Below are 24,410 nucleotides of genomic sequence, written 5' to 3'. Positions count from 1 at the left end.
GAAATTATTCTTATTCCCGAGTGAAATTTTAAAAAAGGAATCAAACCGCCGATCCAATTAAGAATCCGTCAATTTGGATCGGCTCGTTCTCTTCCCTACTTACGACAGGTTTCCGGATTAAACCTCGGGATTTTCTATCACTAGGGCAATTCCTTGACCGCCACCGATACATAGAGATGCTACGCCGTATTTAGCTTTGCGACGTCTCAACTCGTAAGCAAGAGTAATCGTAACTCGAGCCCCGCTTGCTCCCAATGGGTGACCGATAGCGACCGCACCACCGTTGACATTCGTAATATCGGGATTCAATCCCAGTTCTTTTTGCACGGCTAGGTATTGCGCAGCAAAGGCCTCGTTTACCTCGACTAAACTCATATCCGAAAGCTTTAATCCCGCTTTTTTTAGTGCGGCAGGAATTGCAATAGCAGGTCCGATACCCATTTTAGCGGGATCACAACCGGCATGACCATACCCGCGAATTATAGCCAACGGTTTCTTGCCAATTCGCTTAGCATAGGAAGCTGATGTAACGATCGTCGCGGCGGCGCCGTCGTTTAAACCAGAGGCGTTTCCGGCAGTAACGGTTCCACCCTCCCTGAATGCGGGCTTTAGACCGCCAAGTTTCTCGATCGAAGCGACGCCTTTAATGAATTCATCCTTTTCCAAGGTAATCGGCTTCTTCCCGCCGACGGTAACGGAGACAATCTCTTCCTTCAGTCGACCTTCCGACGTCGCCTTCTCTGCCCTCGCCTGGGAAATTCCCGCCCAATCGTCTTGCTCCTTACGACTGATCTTGTATTGATCTGCAAGATTTTCCGCAGTGGCTCCCATAATCAATCCGACATACTGATCCGTAAGCCCCTGTTCGAGACTGTCTTCGAATTCGGAGGAACCGTACCTCACTCCCCAGCGGGCATTACGAACGACGTAAGGTGCGTTACTCATAGATTCGGAACCGCCGGCGAGGACCGCCTCTGCGTCACCTAAGTAAATCTTCTTAGCCGCTTGAATAATCGCCTCCATTCCGGAACCGCAAAGCCGATTTAGAGTAAGAGCAGGAACGCTAAGAGGTAGACCGGTTTTTAATCCGATATGCCTCGCCAGATAGATGGCTTCTTTTCCGGTCGGTATAACATTTCCGAAAATCGATTCAGTGATGTCTTCCGGATTTATTTTAGTTCTTTCTAAAAGAGTCTTTGATACATGAACTCCCAAGTCCACTGCACTGATATCCTTTAAGGTCCCGCCAAAATTACCGAAAGGCGTCCTTATCCCGTCTAAAATAACCGCTTCTTCCATTTACTTCGTTCCTCTAATAAATATTATATTTTTATAATTCTTTAACTTAGTTTATTCGCAACGGGAAAATCCAGATTAAACGGATCGATTCCCAATCCTGTCTTGAATCCGCCCCCGTTTAAAAAGTTCGGAAATAGGTTATCATCCGCCCAAAAACTTTCCAATCGAGCGAGTTTACCATTTCCCCTTCCGGTAAAGGCAGTTTCCAGATATTCACCGTCGCTCGTTTTTTGTAAGAAAGAAATATCGAACGGTGAGGCGCTCACCGGAAAATTAAACCCCAAAGTCTTAATCATCGCTCTCAAAAAAATTTTTCCATTTCGAGTAATTTCAATTTTCGTAATAGATCCTTCCTTTTGCCAAAGGAAATCCGCACGTTCTTTCGGAATTGCCCAATTGCGAATCCCTTCGTCCACGGCGTCCTGACTTGATACGAAAATCCGCGTGATTCGCTTATACTTTCGATCTTTATATTCAAAATTACCCGGGATATAAAGAATCTCATAATAAGGTCCTACGTCCGAAGATTTGTAATTTACGAGCATAAGTGAGCCCAGACCGCCGCGGTAATTTTTGCGATCTTCCTCGTCGAAAAAGCCCCTATCTAAGTTATAGGATTGATTCGCAAATAGCGGAAAGATAAATCCTTCTCCATTTAGATGCCATGGCGCCGGAAAATGTTTTTTAGTCAACGAGGCGGTAACTACTGCCTTTTTGACTTGGGTAGCCACATTGCCGCCTTTTGAGCGTGCAGAAGAAGTTTCGGATGCCTTCTTTTTAGGTTTTGCTGGGCTTTTTTCCTTTATTTTCATCCGGTTAATCCGTTTTTTTTTTATGAACCCATCCTCCGAAAAACCCCGAATTTGGAAAGGAAACTCTTGAATGTTCTGCCCATTTTCAGGATAACTGGAATAGGACAGAACATTATCGGAGGACAATTGCCCTCTAGACTCTGTCCGGAAGGCAGTCCATGACACTAGTAGCTACTCGCCCGAAACGGCGCACCAGAAACAGCCTTAATAAGCAGACCATCGTACAAGCTGCGATGGAAATTCTTACCGAAGATGGAATCGACGGATTGTCCATGCGAAGAATCGCTGAGAAGTTAGATTGCAGCGTTGCGAGTCCTTACTCACATTTTAAAAGCCAGCAGGATATCATTAAAATCTTAATCTCCCAGGGTGAAGCTCAACTTACGGAGACTTTGAGAGAAGCGAAATTACACGGTAAAAACGCGTACGAAAAATTAACTCGAATCGCTCGCACTTACTATGAATTTTCCGGAAATAACCAAGAGCTTCACAAAGTGATGTTCAATACCGTTCACGGTCACATGCATCGTAAAGCATTCCCGAAATTACCCACGAGCTATCGGGTATTTCTCGAAACGATCCGAGAGGGTTGTCGTTCGGGTGAATTTATTATCACTGAAGAAGAATATCCCTCACTCGCTCGAACAATGTATTCCTGGATGTATGGGATTATCGTTTTAGATATGACCGGCATGCTTAAGAAGCGCGGTATGGGTGATCCTTTAGATGAAGGATTTTTATTCTTCCGCAAAATTCTTTTGGGCGACGAGATTTAATTCGTTCCGAAAAAATTTGACGATTATAAAATTCTTTTGGATCTTATTTTTAGATCCTAGAATTTCCGTTCCGAAAAATAACTTAAATGAAAAAGAAAGTATTTCTATTCGCTTCCGTCCTATTGCTGCTGGCGCTTGCTTCAGCTCCGTATCTTAGATCCGTTGAAACCGAAGAATTAAATTCCGAAATCAGAAGTAAGGTAGAAGGAAAGTTCGTGCGTCTCTCTAAAGGGCTCACACATTATCGGATTTCCGGTCCTGAAAACGGTAAATTAGTGGTTTTAGTTCATGGATTTTCGACACCGTATTTTATTTGGGACTCAACGACGGACGCGTTAGAGCGGGCCGGTTACAAGGTTCTTCGATTCGACTTATACGGGAGAGGCTACTCGGATCGACCCAATACAATCTACGATATTCAACTTTTTCAAACCCAGTTAGAGGAACTTCTATCCGCATTAAAGATTTCCGGGCCCTTCGATATAATCGGCCTTTCTATGGGAGGACCCATTTGCGCGAGTTTCGTGAGTAAAAATTCCGAACGCGTCAGGAAAGTCGTGCTCATCGATCCTTTCTCTGAAAAGGCGAAAATTTTTCCCTTAAACCTCCGCGGAGTCGGGGAATACGTATCTGCCTCTGTTTTCATCCCTGCCCTACCTGAACGTTTAACCGGGGATTTTCTTAACCCCGAAAAAATTCCGGAAGGTTGGAAAAAGAAGTACCAGGAACAAATGAAATTCAGAGGTTTCGGCTCCGCAATCTTATCCACGCTTAGGAATCTTCTTTCTATCGATCCAAAACCTGTTTATGAACGTTTGGCCGTTACGAAAAAACCTGTATTGCTAATTTGGGGAGAAGATGATCGAACGACTCCCCTTGCCACCGGTTCCTACGTGAAAGAATTAATAAAACCCGTGTTCTTGCTGGTATCTAAGTCGGGCCATCTTCCGCATATCGAGCGTCCGGAAATCGTTTTTCCGGCAATGATAAACTTTCTTTCAAAGTAAGAAATAAATTACACTTTTCTCGGTAGAGATGCGTTTCGAATCGGGTTACCAGGAAAACGCAGTTCTTAGATTAATACTTAGCTAAGGAAGAATCGACATCATCGGAATATCTAAGAATCCCGCCTTCCAGATTAAAAACCTTTGCATACCCTGCCGATTTCAAAAATACGCAGGCACTTCCGGACCGTCCGCCCGATCGGCAATACACAATGATATCTTTCCCGGATTGCTTCCACGGCTCTAGCTCCGCTACATGAGCCGGAAGATCGGTTACTGGAATCAATAAATCCGTTCCTTCTATCAGGCATATTTCCTGTTCGTTCGGATTACGCACATCCAAGAGATAAAAATCATCGTTTCCCGATTTGCGGGCATCCAGTCTTGTTTTCAGCTCTTTTGGACTCATTGCATTTGCTCCTAAATTCGAAAAAGATTATACGATTGCGGAAAGCTCTTCCAATTCCAACTGCAAACTTTCCCATTGTTCGGTTAAACGACCGATTTCAAGTTTAGTTTGATTATAAGTGTCTAATTCCAATTGGTAACTACGATTTTTATAAAATTGAGGATCTGCTAATAGTTCCTCGGAATTAGATTTATTTTTTTCTAATAAAGCTATTTTCGATTCGATTTGTTCGATTTCTTTCTGAATTTTTTTAACTCGATTTTTATCCGCGTTTCTCTGCGAGCGAGTTTTATCCTTCGATTCGTTCGATTGCGAAGGTTCTTGGGGTTTGTTTACCCCGCCTTCCGACTGCAAATCCTCAGGTGGAAATCTGAGATAATCCGCAAAGCTAGTATTCAAATCTCGAATTTTACCGCCCGAAACGGATATCGTGCGATTACAGAGATCTTTTAAAAATTCGGGGTCGTGCGATATTACGAGTACCGCACCTGGATATGCCTGCAGAGCTCGCTTCAGGTTATCTCTGACAACTAAATCCAAATGGTTCGTAGGTTCGTCCAAAAACAGACAATTAGATCCGAACTTTACTAGCAAGGCCAATCTCAACCGACTCTGTTCACCTCCGGAAAGTAAACCGACCTTCTTATATACCCGATCGTCCGAAAAAGAAAAATACCCCAATAGACTTCTTGCCTCAACTTCGGACATATCCGGATAAACGGAAAGGACGGTTTCCAAAAGCGATTTATTCGGATCCAAATCCTCATGATGATTTTGGGAAAAATATCCGATTTTGGTCTTTGGGCCGAAGGTTATAACGCCTTTGGATAATTTATGAATCCCTAATATGCATCTCAAAAAAGTGGATTTGCCGGCGCCATTCGGTCCGATAACCGCTATCTTATCCCCGGTCGATACGTGTAGCTCGGCTCCCTCGAAGATATCGGGCTTTTTGCCGTCGTAGGAAAAATCCGCATCCTCTACTCGAAATGCCATATTGCCGCAAGGAATATAATTGAAAGTATAATCAGTTTTCGAATTCCAAAAGGAATCTTCGGGAGCTTCCACCCTCTCTCTTTTTTCAAGCTTCTTAATAACGCTTTGAACTGCCCTTGCTTTAGTAGCTTTCGCACGGAACCTTTCGACCCATTCCGTCCTTTTTTTTAGATAAGCTTCTTCTTTTTGAAATTGCACACGGAGCTTTTCTAGAAGTTCGTTTTTATGCTCGAAGTAATCTTCCAAGGTCCCTTTAAATTCGAGCACACCCGAAGGATTTAACTCCGCGATCGTATCAGTGGTAGCGTTCAAAAATTCAGGATCGTGGGTGACCAGAACAAACGATCGACTCGTGCTTCTAAGATATTCTGCCAGCCATTCTTTAGACGCATGATCCAAATGGTTTGTCGGCTCGTCCAAAAGGAGAAGGTTTCCGGGATTCAGAATTGCGATTGCTAATCCAAGTCTATGCTGATAGCCGGGAGAGAACTCTCGCACCTTACGTTCCATTTGTTCGTTAGAAAAGCCTAGCCCGCCGATGATTTTGCGAGCCCTCGCTTCCAACTCATGAACCCCATACGTAAATGCGTATTCTTCCAGAGAGCTTTGCTCTTCTAATAGATTATTAAATTCAGGAGAGTCATGATCTGTTGCGTCCATACGCGAATGAATATCTCGGGAACGGATTATATATTCGTTATAATGTTTATGACGCTTTAACGCCGTTTCAATGACGGAAACTTCGAAATCGAAATCCGGAATCTGCTGGAAGAGGGAAATTTCGGTATGCTTGGACCTGCTTACGATTCCTTCTTCGGGAATAAGATCGCCTTCCGCCATGCGGAATAGTGTGGATTTTCCGGAACCGTTCGGTCCGACCAGAGCGACCTTGGAACCGGGTTTAATATGCCAGGAAAATTTATCAAAGAGGGTAGAACTACCGAACCTGTGCTTGATATCTATAAACTGTAGCATGGTTCTTATTTACGGCGGGGAGGAGAAGGCTTCCGTCTTTTAGACGGAAGCCTTTAGGTTCAAGACTAGTAGTGCTTACTTCTTTTTAGCGAGTAATTCTTCTTTTCTCGCTTTAAGATGTTGTACGTACTTGCTCGTTTCCCCATTCATCTTCTCGACGGCGTCCTTAAGAGCTTGGTCAAGCTCTTGAACGGACATCTTGTTGATCTTTTTGTTCTTTTTTTCGGTAGTCTCTTCAGACATAGGTACCTTCCGATGCGTTCGTAATACCAAAATTTTCAGAATAGGCCGCTTCGACAACCTCTTTTACTTTGAACAATCCACCTTGGATTCGGTTGTCTCCCGTAAAAATTGGTAGAATCCCTTTGCCGTCACCCCGATACTCCCTGGAATATGCTTTACTCATTCTTCGCTACTAAACCCGGAATCGGCCCTTTATTAATAAGAATGGGTCTTGCCATCTGCATCTTCCCTCATGGAGCGCAAAAGGCCGTAGGCTGGTTTGAAGGTTCCGGCTTCGAAGTGGCAATGGATTATTTTGCGAATACTCTGGGTTTTCCTTATTTCATAGGCGTGCTAGCGATCGTATTCGAATTTACCGGTTCGATCTGCATTTCCGTGGGTTTTCTCACTCGCCTTTGGGCACTTGGAATCGCTGTAACATTGAGCGTTGCCGGATTAACTCATATAGATCACGGTTTTTTTATGAACTGGTTCGGAGATAAAGGGGGCGAGGGATTCGAGTATCATATTCTCGCAGTTTCGATGGCGCTTTCCTTAGTCATAACCGGCGGAGGCTCTTATTCCATCGACAGACCCATTGCGCATCAGCTACTATGAACGTTTTTTGAAAGCGATCTAGCCTTTTATACAAAATTCATTTCAAACGGTAAAAAGCCGCTAATACAAAAAAACCCGGAAGCGTTTCCACATCCGGGTTTTAATCCGCTAAAGGACGGAGAAAAAATCTATATTAGTATCGAATCGTTTCAACCACGGCTTCGTCTAGTATGTAAGATCCTTTTAGGGTTTGGATAATCAGCTTACCTTTTTTCTGAGAAACGACCACTCCGCGGAGTTCACGTCCATCTTTCAAAATGATTTGCTCGATATTTTTATCATACATTTGGCTCAGTTCCGCTTCGGTCTTAGCGGACTTGAGATTTCTTGTAGTCTCCATAACTTCTTTGTCTAATGCGCTTAGGTTCTTACGCATTTCAGTGTATTCCGGAAGAACTTTCTTACTGCGATCCGTGTCTTCATAATAGGTGGCTTTTTGAACCGTGACAACCACTAACCCGCCGACGTTCAAGACTTTCTGTGCTTCATCGTTGATTAACGGCGTAACTTCGACGGCTCCATCCGCAACATACACGGAAGATTCTTCGGAATTTGCATCTACTTCAAACGACGTACCACGAACGGCTGCTACGACAGTCGGGGTGTCGACTATAAAGTTTGCATTCTTCTTTTCTTTCTCCACCAGGCTTAAAATTCTACCCGATAAAAGAGAAAGTTTAACTTGAGAAGCATCAGTCTCGCGCATTCCTTTTAACAATAAAGTCGATTTTTCTTTAAGGCGAATGATACTAGAATCAGTGAGTCCGATATCGACAGACCCTCCGGAACCAGTAACGATTCGATCACCTTCGGTCAAAATATCGCCCAGATGAATCGGGGCTTCCACATCGCGAACAACTTTCGCATCGCCTTTTACAAACACCACTGCGGCTTTCAGGATTGCTCCTTCTACGACCGGTGATTGTGATTTGGAAAATTTGAAATATCCGCCTATACCAATACCAACTAAGAGAACTGCTGCCGCTGCGATCAAAAAGACGCGACGACTTGATTTGGGAAGTTCTACTAAATTACTCTTATTTGAGGTTTCCACAACGACTGCCTCCACTTCAAAGCGGGGAGACTTTCCAATCCACGAAGGATCGAAGTCGGGGAGTTTAGAAACGGCACGAGTTCTTTTGAGGAACTCAGCATAGGGTTCGAATTCAGGTGTCATCCCATTCATCCTCTTTCTCCGTTTCTTTCTTCAGGTTCCCGCTCTTCGAGCGTTTCTCCCGCTTTCAGTTGGACCAACAAGCTGGAGCTAATTTCGTTGCTCGTTTTTTTGCGATCATACTCTTTTCTGACGAAATTAATCACTTGTTCGAAAATCTAAAAAGACAATTACTCAATTTTTTAAGAAGGATTCCGGTTGAAATCCCCTCCGTTTTCCTTCTTGCAAAATCGCTTTTTCAGCTCTTTCCAGCAGCCGGGAAACGCCGGATACAGAAAGTTCCAGGACCTGAGCGATTTCTTCCAGCTTACATCCTTGTGAATAACGGAGGTCTAACGCAGTTTTCTGATCTTCAGGCAAAATCTCGAAAAGAATGGAAAACATACTTGCCAGATCCTGGGCAGCCATATCATCCAAAACCTGGCCTTCCGGGCCTTGGGTTTTTGAGCCGAAAACCGTCCCTACCTCTTCTCCAACCAAAGAAACGTTCTTTTGGTAGTAAGATTTGCTATGGTTAATCATTAAATTTCGGGCAATTCTAAAAAGAATCATCCGCGCGATCTGTTCTTCAGGGAGAACCTTACCGGAATAATGTTTAAAGAAGTTCAAAAACGTGTCTTGCAACAGGTCTAAGGCCGTCGACTCATCCCTCACCGAACGCCGAATAAAGGAGAACAAATGATCCTTATTCTTATTGTATAATTTTTCGAAAAACAAGGTATCCGACACGGTAGAATGAAAGTTTTTTCCTGGTTCCGTTTTTTCAAGTAAATTAGGTTTTTTCTTGAAGAAAGATATTGCCAAGAAAATCTCGAATCGATGAATTTTAACCTATCGGAAGGATTATTTCCAGGTAATACCGCTCCCTTTATGCTCCTAAGTCGGATTATTATATTCTTCCTTATCTTTCTATCGTCTAGCGCGATCTTCGGCGCCACTTTAACGCTGAAAAACGGGAAAGTTCTCCAAGGAAAAGTGGTAAACCAAACGCGTACGGATGTGCAGATGGAGGTGGGGGGCAAAGTTCTCACTATCCCTAAAACGGAGATACAAGAACTTCGTTTAAAAGACGAACCTAAACAAGAACCTAAGAAGGTAGAAATTCCTAAAACCGTGGAACAGGCGCAGGTCAAGGAAGAACCGATTCAACCGGGAAAACAGAGATGGTGGCAAAAACCTCGCTGGAATTATCCGTTAAGCTCGGCGGTCGTTCCTGGATGGGGTTTATGGAAAGCGGATAAGAAATGGCAAGGGGTGGCCACATTCGCAGCGGTAATCGGTCTCGCTTATTATAGCACAAAAACGAATGGCGAGTTTCATTCGGCCAAAGCCGCCTATCAAAACAAAGTATATGAATATTTAGTCATTTCGCAAAATGATCCGAGCTTGAATCCGCCTTCGGCAACGCTGATCCGAGTTTTAGTAGGCTCGGCGTATTCAGGCGGCGCATTTAAACATTACCAAAGCGCGAGTACGCTTTCAAACGATGCCCTCCTCGCGTTCGGGGTCGTTTACGGACTGCAGATTCTGTATTCCTATTATTTAGGAGTTCAAAAAGAGAAGCTATTAGCCGGCGATCCGAACCCGGAAGGAATTCGCTTCAGCGTGAGCCCCTCCTATCGTACTTTTGCGCCGGGTGGAAATGCATTAGGTTGGAATACTGAACTGGCTTACTCCTGGAAATTCTGAATCGAAGACAGGAATTTTTACCGAAATAAATTTTCCTAATTTAAAGAGAACGCATCTACTTGAAACGTTTCAATTCCAAAACCCACTTAGGATTGACTCCACCGTTTTCTTACGATGACTGTCAGGAAAAGATCAGCCCTTTACTATTTCTTTGACTCCTTACATTCCGTTTTCCAAAGCATAATCCCCGACTGATCGGAACTTTTTGCCGATGCACATTCTTCGAAAGACTTATAGGTTCCTAACGTTACATATTCCCGATAAGAATAGAGCCACAAAACCCAAAGACTGAAAATAAAATAAAAACTTTTCATAAATAAAACCTCCTTTTGAATACCTTCAATAGAACGAGCATACGCCCAAGAATAGAACTAATAAAAAATCCATATCCGATACTAGCTCAAGCCTTACCGCGTCAATGCTATCTTGTTGCAAATAATTGGATTATTAAAATAATTTCCGTTTTTTCGACCTAACTTTTATCGACGATTACCCGATCTATCGGCCAAGCACGTTTTAAGATTATATGCTCCCGCCTAACATAAACTTACAGAGGGAGAATATTGGCGAATTATAGATTCATGATTATTGTAATGCAATTAAAAATTAAATTCATCTTATTTAATATATTTGAAGAAAAATACCCGCTTCTCAGTCGTATCTTTGGATTTTTGATACGTAAAATTCTATAACATTTTATCACCACCCAAGGGATAATAAAACCGAACAATTCCGTTTCAAATCCAACTAAACTTTGCGGACTAGGCCTCGACCTAACCATCCTAAGAAAATTGGAACGTATTTCAGATTCTAATTTTTCGTCGAGTCTTCGGATCTAATTACTTTTTCTCGTCGAATCATTCTATATGATGGCGGCCGATCTCTTACAAAGCGTCACTCCAGTAACGTATGAAAGGGGTTCCTATATCTTCCGAGAAGGGGACTTACCTAACGGAAACATGTATTTTCTTTTTCAAGGTCAGCTAAGAGTTTCAAAACGCCGCGACCAAAATCAGGAGCGTCCGATTAAAGATCTTTCGCCCGGCGAATTCTTCGGCGAAATTTCCCTGATCTCCGGGAAACTAAGAACTATGTCGGTGCAAGTTATTTCACCGACGGCGAAAGTCGGAATATTGAATAAAGCAGTTTTCGGTAAGTTGGAGCAAACCAATCCGCAGTTTTTGCTTTTACTGCTCAAAAACACGATCGAAAAACTAAACCGTGCCGAAGGAAAACTTGAATCGCTGTATTCTGAAATACATCGGCGAAATGGAGAAAACCCCGTCGGAGAAACTGCTGCGCCGACTTCGGAACTCCCAAAGGAAGAAATTCAGCCCGAACTTTCCGAGAAGGAAGAAACGACTATTCCTAAGCCGAATCCGAAAACTGCTGCCATTAATACGAAACCCGGAAAAGAGAGCGCGGCATGAGCATAAATATATTAGAATTTATTAATAATATTTCCGTTAAAACTTACTTATCGGGAGAAACCGTATTCGAAGAGAAGGATATGTCGACAGGGATGATGTATTTTCTATTTTGCGGAGAATTAGAGATTAGCAAAACATATGACGGAGAAGTGAGGATAATTCGTAAACTTACTGCCGGTTCCTTTTTTGGAGAAATGGCATTGATCAGTAAAATTCCCAGAGCTGCCGGCGCTAGGGTCATTTCGGATAAGGCAAAAATCGGAAGTCTCGATAAGGATATGTTTCATAAAATCGGACAAACAAATCCTAAATTCTTTTCAATACTGCTAAGTACAATGATCGAAAGATTAGTTTCCGTCGAGGAAGAGATCGGTAAATTAAGTTCCCTCTCTTCGGTTAACTTGGAAGAAATCAAACCGAGAGTAGATGTTTAATCCCTCTCGGGGAGAAAGTTTCTAAGCGCTTTTCTTTCTTGCAGCGAGAGGGAGAGCTTTTGATTCGACCTTCCTCTTTAAATGGAGCTCCAGCAAATAACTAAATAAAAAGCATCTAGATACTCCGTGCCAGCGCGACAAATTTCCCAGCCTTGTCCAATCGTTTCCGGCCGGTCGAAAATTGATACGATTCCAATCTCCTCCCGATTCGCGACGTTTTCGTTGATAGAGAAGCATAAACGAACCAGGATTCAATTTATCAGCCTTCTCCAAATCGGCGCCATAAATTGTAAGAAGTTCGTTTAGACAACGCGCTAGTGGTCGCTCGCCTTTCCACCTTTTCCGAAAACGATCGTATAGTTCCTCCGAAATAATGAGCGTACAGTTAGGGAGCTCCCCGCGGGAAGACTTCGCTCGAAGCGAAACAACTTTCGGAATTACTTTCTTCTTTTCAAAGATTACTTTCAGTTTCATAATCATATACATGGATCGGAATTCTTTCGTCGGTCGTATTTTTTCATCTTACCATAGCTAGCTTTTTCAAAAAACAGCGCCGAATTTAATCGAATTCGAAACCTTTTTTATTTTTCGCAATTGTCGCCAAATCTAATATAAGTAAGAATCCGGAGGAGGCAGAATGGCTGAGGAAAAAAAAATGGAATATGCGACGGTAGGGGGCGGCTGCTTCTGGTGTGTCGAAGCGATATATCAGCTAGTAGACGGTGTGGAATCGATCGTTTCCGGTTATGCGGGAGGCTCGGATCCTTCACCAAATTACAAGTCGGTATGCACAGGACTCACGGGACATGCGGAAGTGATTCGCATCGGTTTCGATCCCCAGCGAATTTCATTTTCCGATATACTGAACATTTTTTGGGAGGCCCACGATCCGACTACGAGAAACCGCCAAGGAAATGACGAAGGAACTCAATATAGAAGTATCATTCTTTATGAAACTCCGGAACAGAAAAAAATCGCGGAGGAATCTCGAGAAAAGGCTCAATCACATTTTAAGGATCCGATTGTTACCGAAATCATCGCGATGGAAAAATTTTTCCCCGCTGAAAACTACCACCAAAATTATTTTCGCACAAATCCTAATCAGCCTTACTGCCATTATGTAATTCGACCCAAGATTGAAAAATTTCTAAAAAAGAAAGGTTAGAGAGGGCGAAAAATATCTGCTAGTGAAACATGAAAGGAATCTCTAAACGAAATCGCCGGATGAATTTATAGGTAAGCGAACATAGAAAGTAGTACCTTCCGAAGAGGACTCGAAACGAATCGAACCGTTATGATTCTCGACAATACGCCTAACGATATCCAATCCTAAACCGGACCCTTCACCCTGAGATTTCGTAGTAAAGAAAGGTTCGAAAATACGATCCGCGATTGAATCCGCAATCCCGGGACCGGTATCTGAAATTCTTACCTCAGCTTCATAATCACCTACTCTGTGAATTTCAAGTTTTAAAACACCCTTAAAGTTCATGGCTTGAGCCGCATTATAAACTAAGTTTGTCCAAACATGAAGCAAATCATCCGGATATGCTTGGATGGGCGGAATGCCATTATAATCTTTTTTGATTTCGATACCCGTCTTGAGTTGATTATGATAAATCGTTAAAACCGTATCCAAGCTCTCGTAAAGATGTACAGCCGTCTTAATTCCTCCCGAACGGAAATGAGAAAAATTTTTGAGCGCGTAGACGATCTTTGACGTTCGATCGACGGACATTTCGATTAGCCGACAGCTTCTAGCGGCTTGAATTTCATCTAGCGCATACATCAATAATTCCCTAGAATGTCTTCCGGTAAACAAGCGAGGAAAATCCGACAGAGCGTTTTCGAGACCCGCTTCCACCAATTCTTCGGCCAGAGATCTTGCTCCTTCGATTCCTAATTCTTTTAAATTGCCTTCTAAAACCTTTGTTCTTTCCCGAGCCTCCTTCGGGGATAATAACTCCTGGTTATAGTGACCTTTACGTAGAAGGGAATATAAGTCGTCTCTAGCCTTTTCCTGTAATCCCTGCAAGATCACAAATGCCTCTTCCATACGTTGCATTGATCGAGAAAAGTGACTTCTAATCGTTTCGTTAGAAGCGCTAATTACGCCGATCGGATTATTAATTTCATGCGCAATTCCCGCAACCAATTGGCCTAATGCCGCCATCTTTTCGGATAGAACTAATTGATTTTGCGCTTTTTTTAAATTCTGCAACGTTTCTTCTAATTCTTTTTTCTGCTCTTCGATAAGCTTATTCTGTTCCGAAATCTCACGGTTTAAAATTCTAAGATCTTCGGCTTCCTTTCTTTCCGTAGTATCTTGAACGACATTGATCAGGCTTGGTTCACCGTCTATGACGACAAGTCTTGTCGAAAATACCGAATGCACGATCTGTCCATTCTTGGTTCGAAACAACGTCTCCGCATTTAAAAGAATTCCATCTCTTTTTATAGTTTCCGCAAATCCGACCCGATCTGCCGGATTCACCCAGAGTTGAATATCGAATGCAGTTTTTCCTATAACCTCCTCTCTTGCAAAACCGAAGAGACGGGTAAATCCTTCGTTGATATCGAAGTATCTCCCGTCGGAAACGCGGGAAATCGAAATAGCATACGGGCTTAATTGGAAAATTTTTGCAAAAAGTTCCTGACTTGTCCTTAATTTTTCCTGGGAAAGGTATTTGTCCGTAATGTCCTGACCAGTACCGAAGCCTACGATCGAATCCCTAAATTTTCCTCTTACCTGAATGAACCTTCGACTACCATCCATTCTGATAGCTTGATAAACGTAATCAACGGAGAATGTCGGATCGTTCTTGTTTGCCAAACTATCCTCTAAGATATCGTATAACCGATCGCGATCTTCTTCGACGACGTGCAATTCTAAAAATGAATCGAACGCAAATGTCTTGGATTCGCGAGCGTCCTCCTTCCCGAGAAGAATTAGATATTCCTTTGTCAAAGTCAGTTCTAACGTTTCGGTATTAAACGTCCAGCCGCCGACTTTTGCATAAAGTTGGACCTCAGACAGCTCCTCTTGCATCTTACGGAATCCGATAAGGGCGAATCGCATAAGTACAGCCACCATGAAAAAACCGATTGACACTCCTAGAAGTACGGCTTTATTCGAATTCGCCCGAAAAACCGGCTCTATAATGTTATTTTCACTCAGATAGATGCTTAATGAGCCGGCGATAATAGACAATATCATATAGGTCATTGCGGCTATATTCCCTAGCACTAATGCAGAGAAGACGATCAAGACCATACAGAAAGAAAACGCAATCGATTGAACTCCCCCTTCTCGAAGTATTATAAAAAACAAAAGTAGCCAATGAAGACCGACCAAAAAATGTGCGGCAGCTTTCAGTTTTCCTTTTTTAGCCAGAATATGACTAATTAGGACGGCCAAGGGAATCAAATATACGGAAATATATGTCGGCTTAGGTTTTTCGGATAATAAAGGATGTAGAATCCGAAATACGATCATTACTCCCAAGCAAACGTACATTAAACCGTAAAGTAGCCTGACAGATGCGTCTTTTTGGGCGTCGGAAAAAACCGGTGGCCGTAAAAATTCGAGTATTCTTCGTTTCATAATCAAAACGGGTTATTGGGCATTCTATATACCCGCCGCATAAGGAGAAAGAAAAGCTTGATTTAACGAAATAAAAAATTTTCTTCTCATAACGGAATTTATTCAAAACTTTTTATTACTTTATAGAAATTGATTAGGATAATCGTTACCTAAGCGCCATTGAGTGGTTAAAAATCTTGAAATTTCCGTAGTAATGGCAAAGATATCTCAGTAATCGAAGATGAGCGTATTCAAAACGATGTTTCCCTCCCCTTTTCGAATTCACCGCTTATTAGAAATGTTAAGCGTAGTTTCGTTCCTGTTTTTCGGAGCTGCTTCCCTATAGAAATTCTCTTCTTTTTTCATTGGAGAATTCTTAGAATCACCGATTCGAACGCTGATTTTCTTACTCGTACTCTCCTCCTATCTTAGGTGGATTTCATTTCGGGATTTGTGCATTTTTTAGGAGACAGTTTCGGAAATGAACGGACACCCTATATCGGAAAAGTTTTCATTTTTCCGTTTCGCGAACACCACGCGGACCCCAAAGGGATTACGCGACATGATTTTGTTGAAACTAACGGAAATAATTGTCTAGTATCTCTTCCGAAATTAATATACGACTAATACCTTCCTGCCGATTTTGAAGGAGGTCCTTGAGGCCGTTTTTTCTGGCTCTTCGTTTTAATCGGAATTTTTTAACGAATCAAATTCATAAGTGGGTCCACCAGGATGCACCAGTGCGGTGGATTTCTTTTCTTCAAAGAAAAAATTGGATTCTTTCCCCCGAATATCATCGCATACATCATACTTCGCTGTACAATACGTATTTTTGTATTACTGCCGGCCGGCGGAATCATGCTCTCCATAAAGTCGGATTTTATCGTAAAGTAAAAAAATCGAGTATTTGTTCTCAATGCTCAAACGACAAAAACTATCTCCTAAGAAAAATATTAAAATTTCTTAAAGTTATTTTTTTCCGGTCGTGCAATTTATAATTATTCTTCGCAGATCACATGGACTTTAAACATGCAACTATATTTTAAAGTTAAATATTGTTGGAGGTCCCACATAAGAATTCGGACAAATTAGCTTGCAAAAACGATTAAAATGTGCGATACGACGACTTCGCGAATCCACCGCACCGGCCCCCGCCCAGGAAGGGCGGGGCTCAAAACCGCGAAAAAGCTCCCTAACATTGTTTAGAATGGAGAACCGGAACGGACGGAGCAAATTCAAAAATCCGAGAGATTCAAAATTATCGATTTTTCCTTGATTCTCTTCCCGGAAAAAAGAGTATCGATGAGTATGATCCGTAATGCACTCCTTTGCTTTGTCTTTCTTTCACTATTTGCATCCTGTTCCGCAAATATCGCGTTAAATGGGGAAATTTCTCATCCGAAAACCGCAGATAATTGGAACCTATCGATCGAACACTTTCCGCCGATTGCAGGAATGGCTGTAAAAAAATTCCCTGTTATTATTTGCCACGGCTTCATCGCAAATCGGAAATATTTTAAGATCAACGAAAAGTCCTCTCTAGTTGCTAGTCTACAGAAAGAAGGCTATGACGTATGGTTGCTTGATCTCCGGGGAAGGCAAGATGCAGGCTCTCCGTCTCTCTTCTTTGGGGAAAAAACTTTCGACTATTCGATCGACGATTATATCAAGCAAGACGTCGATGCTGCGATTAAATATGTACTCAGTACGACAGGTAAGGAAAAAGTTAACTGGATCGGGCATAGCTTGGGCGGTATGTTATTATATGCTCGTTTGGGTACTTTGGGAGAAAGCAGGGTCGCAAATTTAATCACGATCGGGTCCCCGATAATCATGGATCCGCCCTCTAGAGCTCTGCAGCTATGGACCAATTTTACTTGGGGGCTCTATCTGTGGCCGGTAGTTCCGACGGAAACTTGGTCCGGAATTCGCGGAGGAACCGGTATCCCATTCCTACCTAAAAAGAATTTCGAAGAACTCTTCTGGCACGCGAATAATATTGATCCGAAGATCGTAAGCGGCGTACTCACTACATCGATCGCTTCCGTTACTAAAAGGGAAGCAAGGCAAATGGAAAAAGTCATAGAAACGGGTTCTTTCCGAGCCGAGGATGGAAAGCAAAATTACGCGGAAGGCATAGCCAATATTAAAATTCCTACATTGATCATAGGTGGACGGCGAGATAAACTCGGATTTACGTATTCATTACGCTACGTTTACGACAATATCGGTACGGCTGATAAAACGCTGTTCATTGCCTCCAAAGGAAAAGGCCATTCAGACGATTACGGACACACGGATTTATTGATCGGCAAAAAAGCCGACGAGGAAGTGTTCCCCGTATTACTACGCTGGTTGAATAAGAGAAACTGAATCGGAATCTATTATGAAAATAAAAAACATCTTTGTTGCTACCCTATCTTTCGTTCTGTTCGGATTTCTCGTTTCATGTACTCGATACGTTCGAATTACCGAGGAAAAATTCACAAAACAGACGGCTAATATTGCTCCGAACGTCTATCTCACGACGTTTTCACAGGTCGATTCCGAATATCCTCCTATTTTAATTCTAGATCCGGTTTTAGTGAATAAGAAAGCCCTGTATATCGGCGATTATTCCGGACTCATCGGGGTCTTGAACGGAAACGGCTTTTCGGTTTATCTTTTACATTTCGACACATATTCAGGAATCGATTTGAAAGATATCGGGGAAAAAATTCTTCCCCAAGCTATATCACAAATTCAGAAAGTTACGAATCGAAAAGATTATATTCTGGGAGGGGTTTCTCTCGGCGGCCAAACAATCTTGCATTACCTTCATGGCAAAAAAGATCTCGGCATTTATAAAAGCTTCTTTTTAGGAACCGGAATGGATTACAAATTCAATGATAGCTTCCTGGAAGATATGAGGAAAGAAAAACGATTCGGAACTGATTTAACGGATTCCTGCAAAAACAAGGACTCTTTCTGCTCTAGATTCATTTCATACGACGAGGACGATCCGGCGACTCTTTTCATGTACGGAAATCTTTGGAATTATCTCCCATCGTTAGAAGAAAATCCCAAGAACTGGGCGGAATTCGAATCGTTGGATTTTCCTACTCTCTTTATCGCCGGAAAAATCGACAGCGTTTCTCCGGCAGAATCGATACATCCGGTTTATAGAAGGAAAAAAGGATCCAGTCAGTTTTTCGAAATCGGTAGGGACAATCGCGGAAGCATCGATTACGATCATCTATCTCTATTTGCACACGAAGACGCCGCCTCCGAAATATATCAGCGAATCGCGGATTGGTTAAAGAAAAAGAAGGGAGAATAAAATCGATCTAAAGATCCTATTTGACCGGTGCGGTCACCTTCGGGCCGCATTGATTTCGAATTCGAATCCATTTCGACCTGGAGATCCCGAGCGTTCCTTTCGAATATCCCGCTTTAGTTATCTCGCGCCGAATCACATTAATTCGCTCGTCTGTCGGAGGATGAGAGCTTAGAAAATCCGGAATATTCATCGAACTCTCCTCCTTTTCTTTTTTCGCCTGAGTAACTTTAAGTCTTTCGAACCAATGTAACATTCCTTCCGCGGTAATATTCGATTTCTTAAGATTCTCTAAAGCTTCCCTATCCGCTTCTATCTCGAATTCTCGTGAAAACTTTTGACTGAACAAGGCGGCACTCGTTAATTCATAGAACGTATCCATATTTTCGATGAACTCGACACCTTCGAAACCGGATCCAATCGCTAAAGATAAGAATAAAAAATTACCCAGATACCGAATCTCGTTTCTTGTACCATGTCGCCTACGTACATGTGCCATTTCGTGCGCAATGACGCCGGCTAATTCTTCCGGACTTTCCGTCGTAGAGAGTAAATTCGTAAAAATAATAATATTTCCACCGGGCAATGCAAACGCGTTCGTAATATTGTCCTGAACGACGACAATATCATAAGTAAAGGGATCGGCAGAATCCTTTAATTTTTTCCCGATAGCATCGACTACGTGATTTATCTCCGGAGCGGAGCAAACATACAAAAATTCCCGAATTTTAGGCGATAGTAAAGTCGCTCGGGTCTTATCGTAACTCATCGGAACAACATGATACAAATACGATAGAGCAGAATTGTATCCGAGTATAACGATAAAAGCTACAATCGCCAGTGCTCCGATTTTCTGCCAAATCCCGGCACTCATCCATATTCCGGAGATAATGCCACCTTTGCCTTGTTTGAGAATTGAGATCAGATTATCATAGGTATTTTCGGAATAAAAGACTATTATTACGGTAGAATTATAAGAATCTAAATTTCCTATTTCTAATCTATATTCAGAAGCGAATTTTTCCAAGCCAATGATATCCTGGATCGAAAATCGATACTCTTTCTGATCAGCGGCGAAGTATAGGTTATTCTCCTTAATAATGAGAGTCCCTTTTTTAGGAAGCGGCGTTTTTCCGTCATAATATAGATCTTCCATCACAAATTCAATTCCTCGGATTGTCTAAATTTAGCGAACTAAAATCTACTATTATCCTAGAAAACTGGAAATAGAATCGGCTATGCTAGCTATGCTTTCCATACCGTCGGCAATAGGAGATGCTCCCGAATCGAATTCAGGACGAATTGCGCTTAAATCCGGTTCCACTTCCAATGAAATCGCTTCCATATAAAGTTTTATCCAGATTACCGACACCCAAGGAAAAGCGATCCCTAAAGTTATGATTATTAAAAAATAGGAAAGAATGATATAAATTAATATATCCTCTCCTTTCAAATCCGAATCTATTTTAATGCCGTTAAATGTAGTATGATTCCAGTAATAATTTTGTACGTTGGCTTTCAGCCAAGAATAATATAAACCTAAAGTAGGTATGAATAGCAGGATCCCTTTGAAATAAATCCAAAACAATTCGGAGCCCTTACCATTAAACTTAAAGCCGGCGCTTCCATAATATGAATTATCCGTGTAAAATGTCCGTAGGCTAATTAAAAACCAAGGAATATAGAATCCTAAACTGAGTACGGAAAAAATTACGCCGGGAACGAATATCTTGATTAACTCGACCGGATGACCGGAAAAATGGAACCGTATATTGTTATAGGAGGTTCTACTTAAGAAGAATCGAAAGCTTCCTACTATTACGAACGGCAAAAGGATCAAGATCACTAAATAAATCGGTATGATAGAAAATACGAACGCCCACTCGGTCGAAATAAAAAACCCGAGCAGTGTCTTCCAGGCATAATAAACAACCGCCGCTATCGCGAATAATAATGCGGCTTTTAGGAATCCTATAAATTTTTCCTTACCCGTAGCATGAAAATCAAACCGTTGATCCATGAAGACAAGATGTCGGTTCAGGTATTTTCTAGCTCGAACGGTTGCCCAAAAATAATAAACGCCTAATGTAGCAATCGTCGCCAAAGCGTTGAAAAGATAAATACCGAGAAGATCCCCCCCTTTCCCGTCAAATTTGAGTTGAGTATTCCTTTGATTTTCCAACCGATCTCTCCTATCGTTTCCAACCTAATTTTTCCAAAACCGCCTTAATATCCTCCCAGACATCCCGTTTTAAAGGACTATTTTCTCCGCCGTTTCTGATCACATAGCTGGGATGATAGGTCGGCATCACGGGAATCCCGTGAAAATCCCCCCATTTTCCTCTGAGCTTAGTAATTCCCTCTTGAGTTCTAAGGATGAATCGAGTGGAAGGATTTCCTAACGTAATGATTACCTTAGGTTGGATTATCGTGATCTGGCGCAACAGATAAGGCGAACAAGCGATCGTTTCTTCCTCGTCCGGGGGGCGATCCTTTTCGAATTTTAGATCAACGGTGGGACGACATTTCGTGACGTTAGCTATGAAGACACTTTCTCTTGGAATCCCAATCCCTTTTTCGATGATTCTAGTTAATAGCTCTCCGGCTTTGCCTACAAATGGACGGCCGGTCAAATCCTCCTGCTTACCGGGACCTTCTCCGATAAACATGATTTCCGCCGAGGGATTTCCTTCCCCAAATACTGTCTGGGTTCGAGTACTATGCAGTTTGCATTTCGTGCATTTAGAAACTTCTTCTGCGATCAATTTAAGTTGTTCGGCTTTCTCTGCTGTATTCATAGGACTCTTAATCGATACGGAGTTCCCGTTATCCCGCAACTACTTTCCGAAAAAGGAGTTGGCGGAAAATAAATGTACGATCTATCTTTGAGTTATGCACGGCCATCATCATCACGAAAACCACGAACCGCATAATCACGATGAGCATATCAGGCATTCTCATGGTATCAGGCCGGACGGTTCCAAGGCTTTTTTTTACGCATTCATTTTAAACTTCGGCTTTGCAATCGTCGAGTTGATCGGCGGCTACGCTTCCAATAGTTTAGCGATTCTGTCCGATGCCTTGCATGACTTAGGAGATAGCGGGTTCTTGGCGTTAGCCTGGATCTTTCAAAAAATTGCGGCAAGGCCAAGAACTCAAACGTTTACATTCGGTTATAAACGACTAGGTCTCTCAGCGGCCTTGGTAAATTCGATAGTTCTCTTTGGCGGATCCATCGCAATCATTGCGTTTGCTTTTCCTAGATTACAAAATCCTGCCAATCCGAACGGCTGGGGAATGTTAGGCCTATCCTTCTTAGGAATCATTGTTAACGGAGCCGCGTTGCTAAAAATGAAAACCGTGGACGGGATAAACAGCAAGACGGTCGTCCTACATTTGCTCGAAGATGTTTTAGGTTGGGTCGCAGTTTTGATTGGAAGCATTGCACTTCTATTATTTGGATGGAGCTGGTTAGATCCTCTCTTATCTATCTTAATTTCGATATGGGTCGGAGTACAATCTTTCCGTAATTTAAGAAAAATTTTACTTTTACATCTCCAATCGACACCAGAAGGTATCGATACGAAAGAGCTTGAAAAACGCATTCTCAGTCTAAAGGGCGTTGAATCCATTCATGATCTGCATCTTTGGTCTATGGACGGCGACTATCATGTGTTGACATTGCATGTAGGAGTGACCGGGACCTCCATTTCTCATGCGCAAAAACTGAAAGAGAAAATCCGAAAGATTACGAAAGAATTTCGAATTCCGCATGCTACCGTAGAAGTCGAACCCATCGGGATCGATTGTCCGTACGAAGAATGCTGAGATCGTAATCGGAATTTCAGAACCTCATGTTACGCTAGACATAATTGTAAGATTCGAATAAGACCAAATAAACCTTTCCACACTTCTTGACAGGTAGCCAGATCCCGAGATTTTGGTCTGGTATGAACCAAAAGACTGCAAAGCTCATCAAAAAATACGCCGAAGCCAAAGGTATTAGCGAGAAGCAAATTAAACGCGAGTGGTTGGTGTTAAACCAACAGCAAAAAGACGCAAAACGCCAGGAAATTCTAAAGGAATTGGTAAAATAAGAGGAAAACTTTCTGTCCTTCCTTTTTTTTCTCATCGACCTTCGGAGCTCCTAACTAATTGGGAATTTTCCATTGGCTCTTTTGTTCAAGACTCTTTCCTTATAAAGCTTCGTAGGCCAAACTGATGGAAGAAATCGAACTAACTAAAGAATTTCGCTTCGATGCGGCACATTTTCTCCCGAACGTCCCTCAAGGTCATAAATGCAGGAGAATGCACGGTCATAGTTTCCGCTTTAAATTGCATTTAAAGGGAACCATTGACCCGGTTACCGGATGGTTAATGGATTTTGCTGAAGTCAGCAAGTTTGTGAAACCTCTTTTGGACAATTATTTAGACCATTATTTATTAAATGAAATAGAAGGCTTAGAAAATCCTACCAGCGAAAATATCTGCGTCTGGCTTTGGGAAAAATTAAGACCTCGATTACCTTTACTGACTAAAATTACCCTTCATGAAACCTGCACAAGTGCATGTATATATGAAGGTCCGAGACATATTGCCTAACTAAGGAATGGCTACTAAAAAAGAATCAAACACCGCTCGGAGAAATTTCTCCCCCGATAAGCCTAAAGCCGTCGTGCTGTTTTCGGGTGGATTAGATTCAACGACTTGCCTTTATCAGGCGATTGAAGATGGCTATGCACCAATTGCCCTTTCTTTCGATTATGATCAGCGCCATAAAGTGGAGCTGAAATCCGCTAAAAAAATTGCGAACCGATTGCGAATCCCTCATTTAATCCAAAAGCTTCAACCGAAGTTTTTTTTAGGTTCATCGCTAACCGAAAAGAAAATAAAAGTTCCAAAGAATGCCTTAGGCAAATCAGGAATTCCAAATACGTATGTGCCCGGTCGGAATATTCTTTTTTTATCCTTCGGAGTTTCCCTTGCGGAAGGAATTCAAGCAGACCGACTTTATATCGGCGTTAATGCTCTCGACTATTCCGGTTATCCGGATTGTCGCCCGGAATTCTTAAAGGCCTATTCCGAAGCAATTCGAATCGGCACAAAGGCAGGTGCGGAAGGACATCCTTTGGAAATCGCCGCTCCTCTTCAATATTTGGGAAAAAAGGAAATTGTCCTGCTGGGAGCTAAACTAGGAGTTCCCTTTTCTATGACTCATTCCTGTTACGACCCGATCAACGGAAAGCCTTGCGGAAAGTGCGACTCTTGCCTACTTCGAAAAAAGGGTTTTCAGGAAGCAGGCATCCCGGAAAAGTGAACGAACAGATTTTCCGGGCCCCGGTTTTTTTCTAATTTCCTGCCGGCAGCCCTACCCAAGGAAGCTAATATGGAACAATTCGTAGGCTACCTGACGATTTTCCTCCTCGCAGTGTTCGTAGGATTCGAAGTCATCACCCGTATTCCTCCCCTTTTGCACACTCCCCTAATGTCCGGCTCGAACGCGATTTCGGGAATCACGATTATTGGAGCGATTTTAACTCTTCACTCCGTTAATAGTCCCTTGGTTAAAATTCTTGGGTTTATCGCTATAGTCGGAGCTACCATCAACGTAGTCGGCGGTTTCGTCGTAACTCATCGAATGCTCGGAATGTTCAAGAAAAAGGACTAAGATTT

30 protein-coding genes are annotated in these 24,410 nt (G+C 42.4%); 16 read left to right on the top strand and 14 right to left on the bottom strand.

The genetic code is table 11. The features are described 5' to 3' along the window. Window positions 1–117 precede the first annotated feature (117 nt). Both LEP1GSC050_RS13640 and LEP1GSC050_RS13635 read right to left on the bottom strand, forming a co-directional pair. A complete protein-coding gene (locus LEP1GSC050_RS13640) occupies window positions 118–1,299 on the bottom strand; it encodes an acetyl-CoA C-acetyltransferase (protein ID WP_010571762.1) in 1,182 nt (393 codons plus the stop codon). Window positions 1,300–1,340: 41 nt separating this feature from the next. Further along, the gene (locus LEP1GSC050_RS13635; RefSeq protein WP_010571761.1) at window positions 1,341–2,111 is read right to left on the bottom strand and encodes an acetoacetate decarboxylase; all 771 of its coding nucleotides are present in this window, start codon (window positions 2,109–2,111) and stop codon (window positions 1,341–1,343) included. Between the two features lie 158 nt (window positions 2,112–2,269). On the opposite strand from LEP1GSC050_RS13635, the gene LEP1GSC050_RS13630 reads away from it, so the two are divergent. After that, window positions 2,270–2,887, top strand: coding sequence for a TetR/AcrR family transcriptional regulator (locus LEP1GSC050_RS13630; RefSeq protein ID WP_010571760.1), 618 nt, complete (start codon window positions 2,270–2,272; stop codon window positions 2,885–2,887). 86 nt (window positions 2,888–2,973) lie between these two features. Continuing rightward, the gene (locus LEP1GSC050_RS13625) at window positions 2,974–3,894 is read left to right on the top strand and encodes an alpha/beta fold hydrolase (RefSeq protein WP_010571759.1); all 921 of its coding nucleotides are present in this window, start codon (window positions 2,974–2,976) and stop codon (window positions 3,892–3,894) included. 70 nt (window positions 3,895–3,964) lie between these two features. On the opposite strand, the gene LEP1GSC050_RS13620 is transcribed toward LEP1GSC050_RS13625, so the two are convergent. From LEP1GSC050_RS13620 to LEP1GSC050_RS20875, 4 genes are all read right to left on the bottom strand, one after another. Then, window positions 3,965–4,300: a rhodanese-like domain-containing protein gene (locus LEP1GSC050_RS13620; protein WP_010571758.1), complete on the bottom strand. Its 336-nt coding sequence runs from the start codon at window positions 4,298–4,300 to the stop codon at window positions 3,965–3,967. A 27-nt stretch (window positions 4,301–4,327) separates the two neighbouring features. Beyond that, a complete protein-coding gene (locus tag LEP1GSC050_RS13615) occupies window positions 4,328–6,271 on the bottom strand; it encodes an ABC-F family ATP-binding cassette domain-containing protein (protein ID WP_010571757.1) in 1,944 nt (647 codons plus the stop codon). Window positions 6,272–6,346: 75 nt separating this feature from the next. After that, on the bottom strand, window positions 6,347–6,514 hold the full coding sequence (locus tag LEP1GSC050_RS20995) for a hypothetical protein (protein ID WP_010571756.1): 168 nt from the start codon (window positions 6,512–6,514) through the stop codon (window positions 6,347–6,349). After that, window positions 6,507–6,677, bottom strand: coding sequence for a hypothetical protein (locus tag LEP1GSC050_RS20875; RefSeq protein ID WP_020987413.1), 171 nt, complete (start codon window positions 6,675–6,677; stop codon window positions 6,507–6,509). The genes LEP1GSC050_RS20995 and LEP1GSC050_RS20875 overlap by 8 nt, the downstream gene beginning before the upstream one ends. Here LEP1GSC050_RS20875 and LEP1GSC050_RS13610 point away from each other — a divergent pair. Beyond that, entirely contained in the window at window positions 6,665–7,111 is a 447-nt protein-coding gene (locus LEP1GSC050_RS13610; protein WP_020987627.1) for a DoxX family protein, read from the top strand. The genes LEP1GSC050_RS20875 and LEP1GSC050_RS13610 overlap by 13 nt on opposite strands. A gap of 133 nt (window positions 7,112–7,244) precedes the next feature. Here LEP1GSC050_RS13610 and LEP1GSC050_RS13605 read toward each other — a convergent pair whose 3' ends face one another. Further along, entirely contained in the window at window positions 7,245–8,297 is a 1,053-nt protein-coding gene (locus LEP1GSC050_RS13605) for a FecR domain-containing protein (RefSeq protein WP_010571754.1), read from the bottom strand. 162 nt (window positions 8,298–8,459) lie between these two features. After that, a complete protein-coding gene (locus LEP1GSC050_RS13600; RefSeq protein WP_040911707.1) occupies window positions 8,460–9,014 on the bottom strand; it encodes an RNA polymerase sigma factor in 555 nt (184 codons plus the stop codon). A gap of 90 nt (window positions 9,015–9,104) precedes the next feature. Here LEP1GSC050_RS13600 and LEP1GSC050_RS13595 point away from each other — a divergent pair, with 90 nt between their 5' ends. Continuing rightward, window positions 9,105–9,974, top strand: a complete 870-nt coding sequence (locus tag LEP1GSC050_RS13595; RefSeq protein WP_010571752.1) for an LA_0442/LA_0875 N-terminal domain-containing protein — start codon at window positions 9,105–9,107, stop codon at window positions 9,972–9,974. Between the two features lie 143 nt (window positions 9,975–10,117). On the opposite strand, the gene LEP1GSC050_RS20990 is transcribed toward LEP1GSC050_RS13595, so the two are convergent. Beyond that, window positions 10,118–10,288, bottom strand: coding sequence for a hypothetical protein (locus tag LEP1GSC050_RS20990; RefSeq protein WP_020987311.1), 171 nt, complete (start codon window positions 10,286–10,288; stop codon window positions 10,118–10,120). A 552-nt stretch (window positions 10,289–10,840) separates the two neighbouring features. Between LEP1GSC050_RS20990 and LEP1GSC050_RS13590 the strand changes: the two genes are divergently transcribed. Together LEP1GSC050_RS13590 and LEP1GSC050_RS13585 are read left to right on the top strand one after the other, a co-directional pair. After that, complete coding sequence (locus tag LEP1GSC050_RS13590) at window positions 10,841–11,404, top strand: Crp/Fnr family transcriptional regulator (protein WP_010571751.1); 564 nt, start codon at window positions 10,841–10,843, stop codon at window positions 11,402–11,404. Continuing rightward, window positions 11,401–11,838 (top strand): Crp/Fnr family transcriptional regulator, encoded by a 438-nt coding sequence (locus tag LEP1GSC050_RS13585; RefSeq protein WP_010571750.1) that lies wholly within the window; start codon window positions 11,401–11,403, stop codon window positions 11,836–11,838. The genes LEP1GSC050_RS13590 and LEP1GSC050_RS13585 overlap by 4 nt, the downstream gene beginning before the upstream one ends. A gap of 21 nt (window positions 11,839–11,859) precedes the next feature. Here LEP1GSC050_RS13585 and LEP1GSC050_RS13580 read toward each other — a convergent pair whose 3' ends face one another. After that, on the bottom strand, window positions 11,860–12,312 hold the full coding sequence (locus LEP1GSC050_RS13580) for a DUF1564 family protein (RefSeq protein WP_040911703.1): 453 nt from the start codon (window positions 12,310–12,312) through the stop codon (window positions 11,860–11,862). A gap of 181 nt (window positions 12,313–12,493) precedes the next feature. On the opposite strand from LEP1GSC050_RS13580, the gene msrA reads away from it, so the two are divergent. Continuing rightward, the gene (msrA, locus tag LEP1GSC050_RS13575) at window positions 12,494–13,003 is read left to right on the top strand and encodes a peptide-methionine (S)-S-oxide reductase MsrA (RefSeq protein WP_010571748.1); all 510 of its coding nucleotides are present in this window, start codon (window positions 12,494–12,496) and stop codon (window positions 13,001–13,003) included. Window positions 13,004–13,045: 42 nt separating this feature from the next. Here the strand turns inward: msrA and LEP1GSC050_RS13570 are convergent, their stop codons facing one another. After that, window positions 13,046–15,442: a PAS domain-containing sensor histidine kinase gene (locus LEP1GSC050_RS13570; RefSeq protein WP_010571747.1), complete on the bottom strand. Its 2,397-nt coding sequence runs from the start codon at window positions 15,440–15,442 to the stop codon at window positions 13,046–13,048. 411 nt (window positions 15,443–15,853) lie between these two features. Between LEP1GSC050_RS13570 and LEP1GSC050_RS21370 the strand changes: the two genes are divergently transcribed. The 4 genes from LEP1GSC050_RS21370 to LEP1GSC050_RS13550 all read left to right on the top strand — a co-directional run bounded on the left by LEP1GSC050_RS21370 (window position 15,854) and on the right by LEP1GSC050_RS13550 (window position 18,740). Next, a complete protein-coding gene (locus LEP1GSC050_RS21370; protein ID WP_020987362.1) occupies window positions 15,854–16,048 on the top strand; it encodes a fatty acid desaturase CarF family protein in 195 nt (64 codons plus the stop codon). A 29-nt stretch (window positions 16,049–16,077) separates the two neighbouring features. Continuing rightward, on the top strand, window positions 16,078–16,419 hold the full coding sequence (locus LEP1GSC050_RS21365; protein WP_456297484.1) for a fatty acid desaturase CarF family protein: 342 nt from the start codon (window positions 16,078–16,080) through the stop codon (window positions 16,417–16,419). 304 nt (window positions 16,420–16,723) lie between these two features. Next, window positions 16,724–17,794 (top strand): alpha/beta hydrolase, encoded by a 1,071-nt coding sequence (locus LEP1GSC050_RS13555; RefSeq protein ID WP_084695341.1) that lies wholly within the window; start codon window positions 16,724–16,726, stop codon window positions 17,792–17,794. A gap of 13 nt (window positions 17,795–17,807) precedes the next feature. Further along, entirely contained in the window at window positions 17,808–18,740 is a 933-nt protein-coding gene (locus LEP1GSC050_RS13550) for an alpha/beta fold hydrolase (RefSeq protein ID WP_010571744.1), read from the top strand. Window positions 18,741–18,756: 16 nt separating this feature from the next. On the opposite strand, the gene LEP1GSC050_RS13545 is transcribed toward LEP1GSC050_RS13550, so the two are convergent. The 3 genes from LEP1GSC050_RS13545 to LEP1GSC050_RS13535 are packed head-to-tail and all read right to left on the bottom strand — an operon-like array spanning window position 18,757 to window position 21,535. Further along, window positions 18,757–19,893, bottom strand: a complete 1,137-nt coding sequence (locus LEP1GSC050_RS13545) for a M48 family metallopeptidase (RefSeq protein WP_010571743.1) — start codon at window positions 19,891–19,893, stop codon at window positions 18,757–18,759. 51 nt (window positions 19,894–19,944) lie between these two features. Further along, window positions 19,945–20,919, bottom strand: coding sequence for a YjgN family protein (locus LEP1GSC050_RS13540; protein WP_010571742.1), 975 nt, complete (start codon window positions 20,917–20,919; stop codon window positions 19,945–19,947). A 10-nt stretch (window positions 20,920–20,929) separates the two neighbouring features. Beyond that, window positions 20,930–21,535 (bottom strand): uracil-DNA glycosylase, encoded by a 606-nt coding sequence (locus tag LEP1GSC050_RS13535; protein ID WP_040911697.1) that lies wholly within the window; start codon window positions 21,533–21,535, stop codon window positions 20,930–20,932. Between the two features lie 94 nt (window positions 21,536–21,629). On the opposite strand from LEP1GSC050_RS13535, the gene LEP1GSC050_RS13530 reads away from it, so the two are divergent. From LEP1GSC050_RS13530 to LEP1GSC050_RS13515, 5 genes are all read left to right on the top strand, one after another. Continuing rightward, entirely contained in the window at window positions 21,630–22,565 is a 936-nt protein-coding gene (locus LEP1GSC050_RS13530) for a cation diffusion facilitator family transporter (protein ID WP_010571740.1), read from the top strand. 122 nt (window positions 22,566–22,687) lie between these two features. After that, window positions 22,688–22,834: a hypothetical protein gene (locus tag LEP1GSC050_RS20985; RefSeq protein ID WP_010417147.1), complete on the top strand. Its 147-nt coding sequence runs from the start codon at window positions 22,688–22,690 to the stop codon at window positions 22,832–22,834. A gap of 124 nt (window positions 22,835–22,958) precedes the next feature. Then, entirely contained in the window at window positions 22,959–23,339 is a 381-nt protein-coding gene (gene queD, locus LEP1GSC050_RS13525) for a 6-carboxytetrahydropterin synthase QueD (RefSeq protein ID WP_010571739.1), read from the top strand. 7 nt (window positions 23,340–23,346) lie between these two features. Next, window positions 23,347–24,054 (top strand): 7-cyano-7-deazaguanine synthase QueC, encoded by a 708-nt coding sequence (gene queC, locus LEP1GSC050_RS13520; protein WP_010571738.1) that lies wholly within the window; start codon window positions 23,347–23,349, stop codon window positions 24,052–24,054. Between the two features lie 69 nt (window positions 24,055–24,123). Beyond that, entirely contained in the window at window positions 24,124–24,405 is a 282-nt protein-coding gene (locus LEP1GSC050_RS13515; RefSeq protein ID WP_010417145.1) for an NAD(P) transhydrogenase subunit alpha, read from the top strand. Window positions 24,406–24,410 lie beyond the last annotated feature (5 nt).

The organism is Leptospira broomii serovar Hurstbridge str. 5399 (assembly GCF_000243715.2).
GTDB lineage: Bacteria > Spirochaetota > Leptospiria > Leptospirales > Leptospiraceae > Leptospira_B > Leptospira_B broomii.
This window is presented reverse-complemented; position numbering and strand designations above follow the sequence as displayed.

What these genes read in the sequence shown, in the direction of transcription:
- LEP1GSC050_RS13635 (WP_010571761.1), bottom strand. Translation starts at nt 2,111, where the DNA reads ATGAAAATAAAGGAAAAAAGCCCAGCAAAACCTAAAAAGAAGGCATCC.
- LEP1GSC050_RS20990 (WP_020987311.1), bottom strand. Translation starts at nt 10,288, where the DNA reads ATGAAAAGTTTTTATTTTATTTTCAGTCTTTGGGTTTTGTGGCTCTAT.
- LEP1GSC050_RS13590 (WP_010571751.1), top strand. Translation starts at nt 10,841, where the DNA reads ATGATGGCGGCCGATCTCTTACAAAGCGTCACTCCAGTAACGTATGAA.
- LEP1GSC050_RS13615 (WP_010571757.1), bottom strand. Translation starts at nt 6,271, where the DNA reads ATGCTACAGTTTATAGATATCAAGCACAGGTTCGGTAGTTCTACCCTC.
- msrA (WP_010571748.1), top strand. Translation starts at nt 12,494, where the DNA reads ATGGAATATGCGACGGTAGGGGGCGGCTGCTTCTGGTGTGTCGAAGCG.
- LEP1GSC050_RS13550 (WP_010571744.1), top strand. Translation starts at nt 17,808, where the DNA reads ATGAAAATAAAAAACATCTTTGTTGCTACCCTATCTTTCGTTCTGTTC.
- LEP1GSC050_RS13585 (WP_010571750.1), top strand. Translation starts at nt 11,401, where the DNA reads ATGAGCATAAATATATTAGAATTTATTAATAATATTTCCGTTAAAACT.
- LEP1GSC050_RS13595 (WP_010571752.1), top strand. Translation starts at nt 9,105, where the DNA reads ATGAATTTTAACCTATCGGAAGGATTATTTCCAGGTAATACCGCTCCC.
- LEP1GSC050_RS20875 (WP_020987413.1), bottom strand. Translation starts at nt 6,677, where the DNA reads ATGAGTAAAGCATATTCCAGGGAGTATCGGGGTGACGGCAAAGGGATT.
- LEP1GSC050_RS20995 (WP_010571756.1), bottom strand. Translation starts at nt 6,514, where the DNA reads ATGTCTGAAGAGACTACCGAAAAAAAGAACAAAAAGATCAACAAGATG.
- LEP1GSC050_RS13625 (WP_010571759.1), top strand. Translation starts at nt 2,974, where the DNA reads ATGAAAAAGAAAGTATTTCTATTCGCTTCCGTCCTATTGCTGCTGGCG.
- LEP1GSC050_RS13580 (WP_040911703.1), bottom strand. Translation starts at nt 12,312, where the DNA reads ATGAAACTGAAAGTAATCTTTGAAAAGAAGAAAGTAATTCCGAAAGTT.
- LEP1GSC050_RS13610 (WP_020987627.1), top strand. Translation starts at nt 6,665, where the DNA reads ATGCTTTACTCATTCTTCGCTACTAAACCCGGAATCGGCCCTTTATTA.
- LEP1GSC050_RS13630 (WP_010571760.1), top strand. Translation starts at nt 2,270, where the DNA reads ATGACACTAGTAGCTACTCGCCCGAAACGGCGCACCAGAAACAGCCTT.
- LEP1GSC050_RS13640 (WP_010571762.1), bottom strand. Translation starts at nt 1,299, where the DNA reads ATGGAAGAAGCGGTTATTTTAGACGGGATAAGGACGCCTTTCGGTAAT.
- LEP1GSC050_RS13530 (WP_010571740.1), top strand. Translation starts at nt 21,630, where the DNA reads ATGCACGGCCATCATCATCACGAAAACCACGAACCGCATAATCACGAT.
- LEP1GSC050_RS20985 (WP_010417147.1), top strand. Translation starts at nt 22,688, where the DNA reads ATGAACCAAAAGACTGCAAAGCTCATCAAAAAATACGCCGAAGCCAAA.
- LEP1GSC050_RS13605 (WP_010571754.1), bottom strand. Translation starts at nt 8,297, where the DNA reads ATGAATGGGATGACACCTGAATTCGAACCCTATGCTGAGTTCCTCAAA.
- queC (WP_010571738.1), top strand. Translation starts at nt 23,347, where the DNA reads ATGGCTACTAAAAAAGAATCAAACACCGCTCGGAGAAATTTCTCCCCC.
- LEP1GSC050_RS13515 (WP_010417145.1), top strand. Translation starts at nt 24,124, where the DNA reads ATGGAACAATTCGTAGGCTACCTGACGATTTTCCTCCTCGCAGTGTTC.
- LEP1GSC050_RS13535 (WP_040911697.1), bottom strand. Translation starts at nt 21,535, where the DNA reads ATGAATACAGCAGAGAAAGCCGAACAACTTAAATTGATCGCAGAAGAA.
- LEP1GSC050_RS13570 (WP_010571747.1), bottom strand. Translation starts at nt 15,442, where the DNA reads ATGAAACGAAGAATACTCGAATTTTTACGGCCACCGGTTTTTTCCGAC.
- LEP1GSC050_RS13620 (WP_010571758.1), bottom strand. Translation starts at nt 4,300, where the DNA reads ATGAGTCCAAAAGAGCTGAAAACAAGACTGGATGCCCGCAAATCGGGA.
- LEP1GSC050_RS13555 (WP_084695341.1), top strand. Translation starts at nt 16,724, where the DNA reads ATGAGTATGATCCGTAATGCACTCCTTTGCTTTGTCTTTCTTTCACTA.
- queD (WP_010571739.1), top strand. Translation starts at nt 22,959, where the DNA reads ATGGAAGAAATCGAACTAACTAAAGAATTTCGCTTCGATGCGGCACAT.
- LEP1GSC050_RS13545 (WP_010571743.1), bottom strand. Translation starts at nt 19,893, where the DNA reads ATGGAAGATCTATATTATGACGGAAAAACGCCGCTTCCTAAAAAAGGG.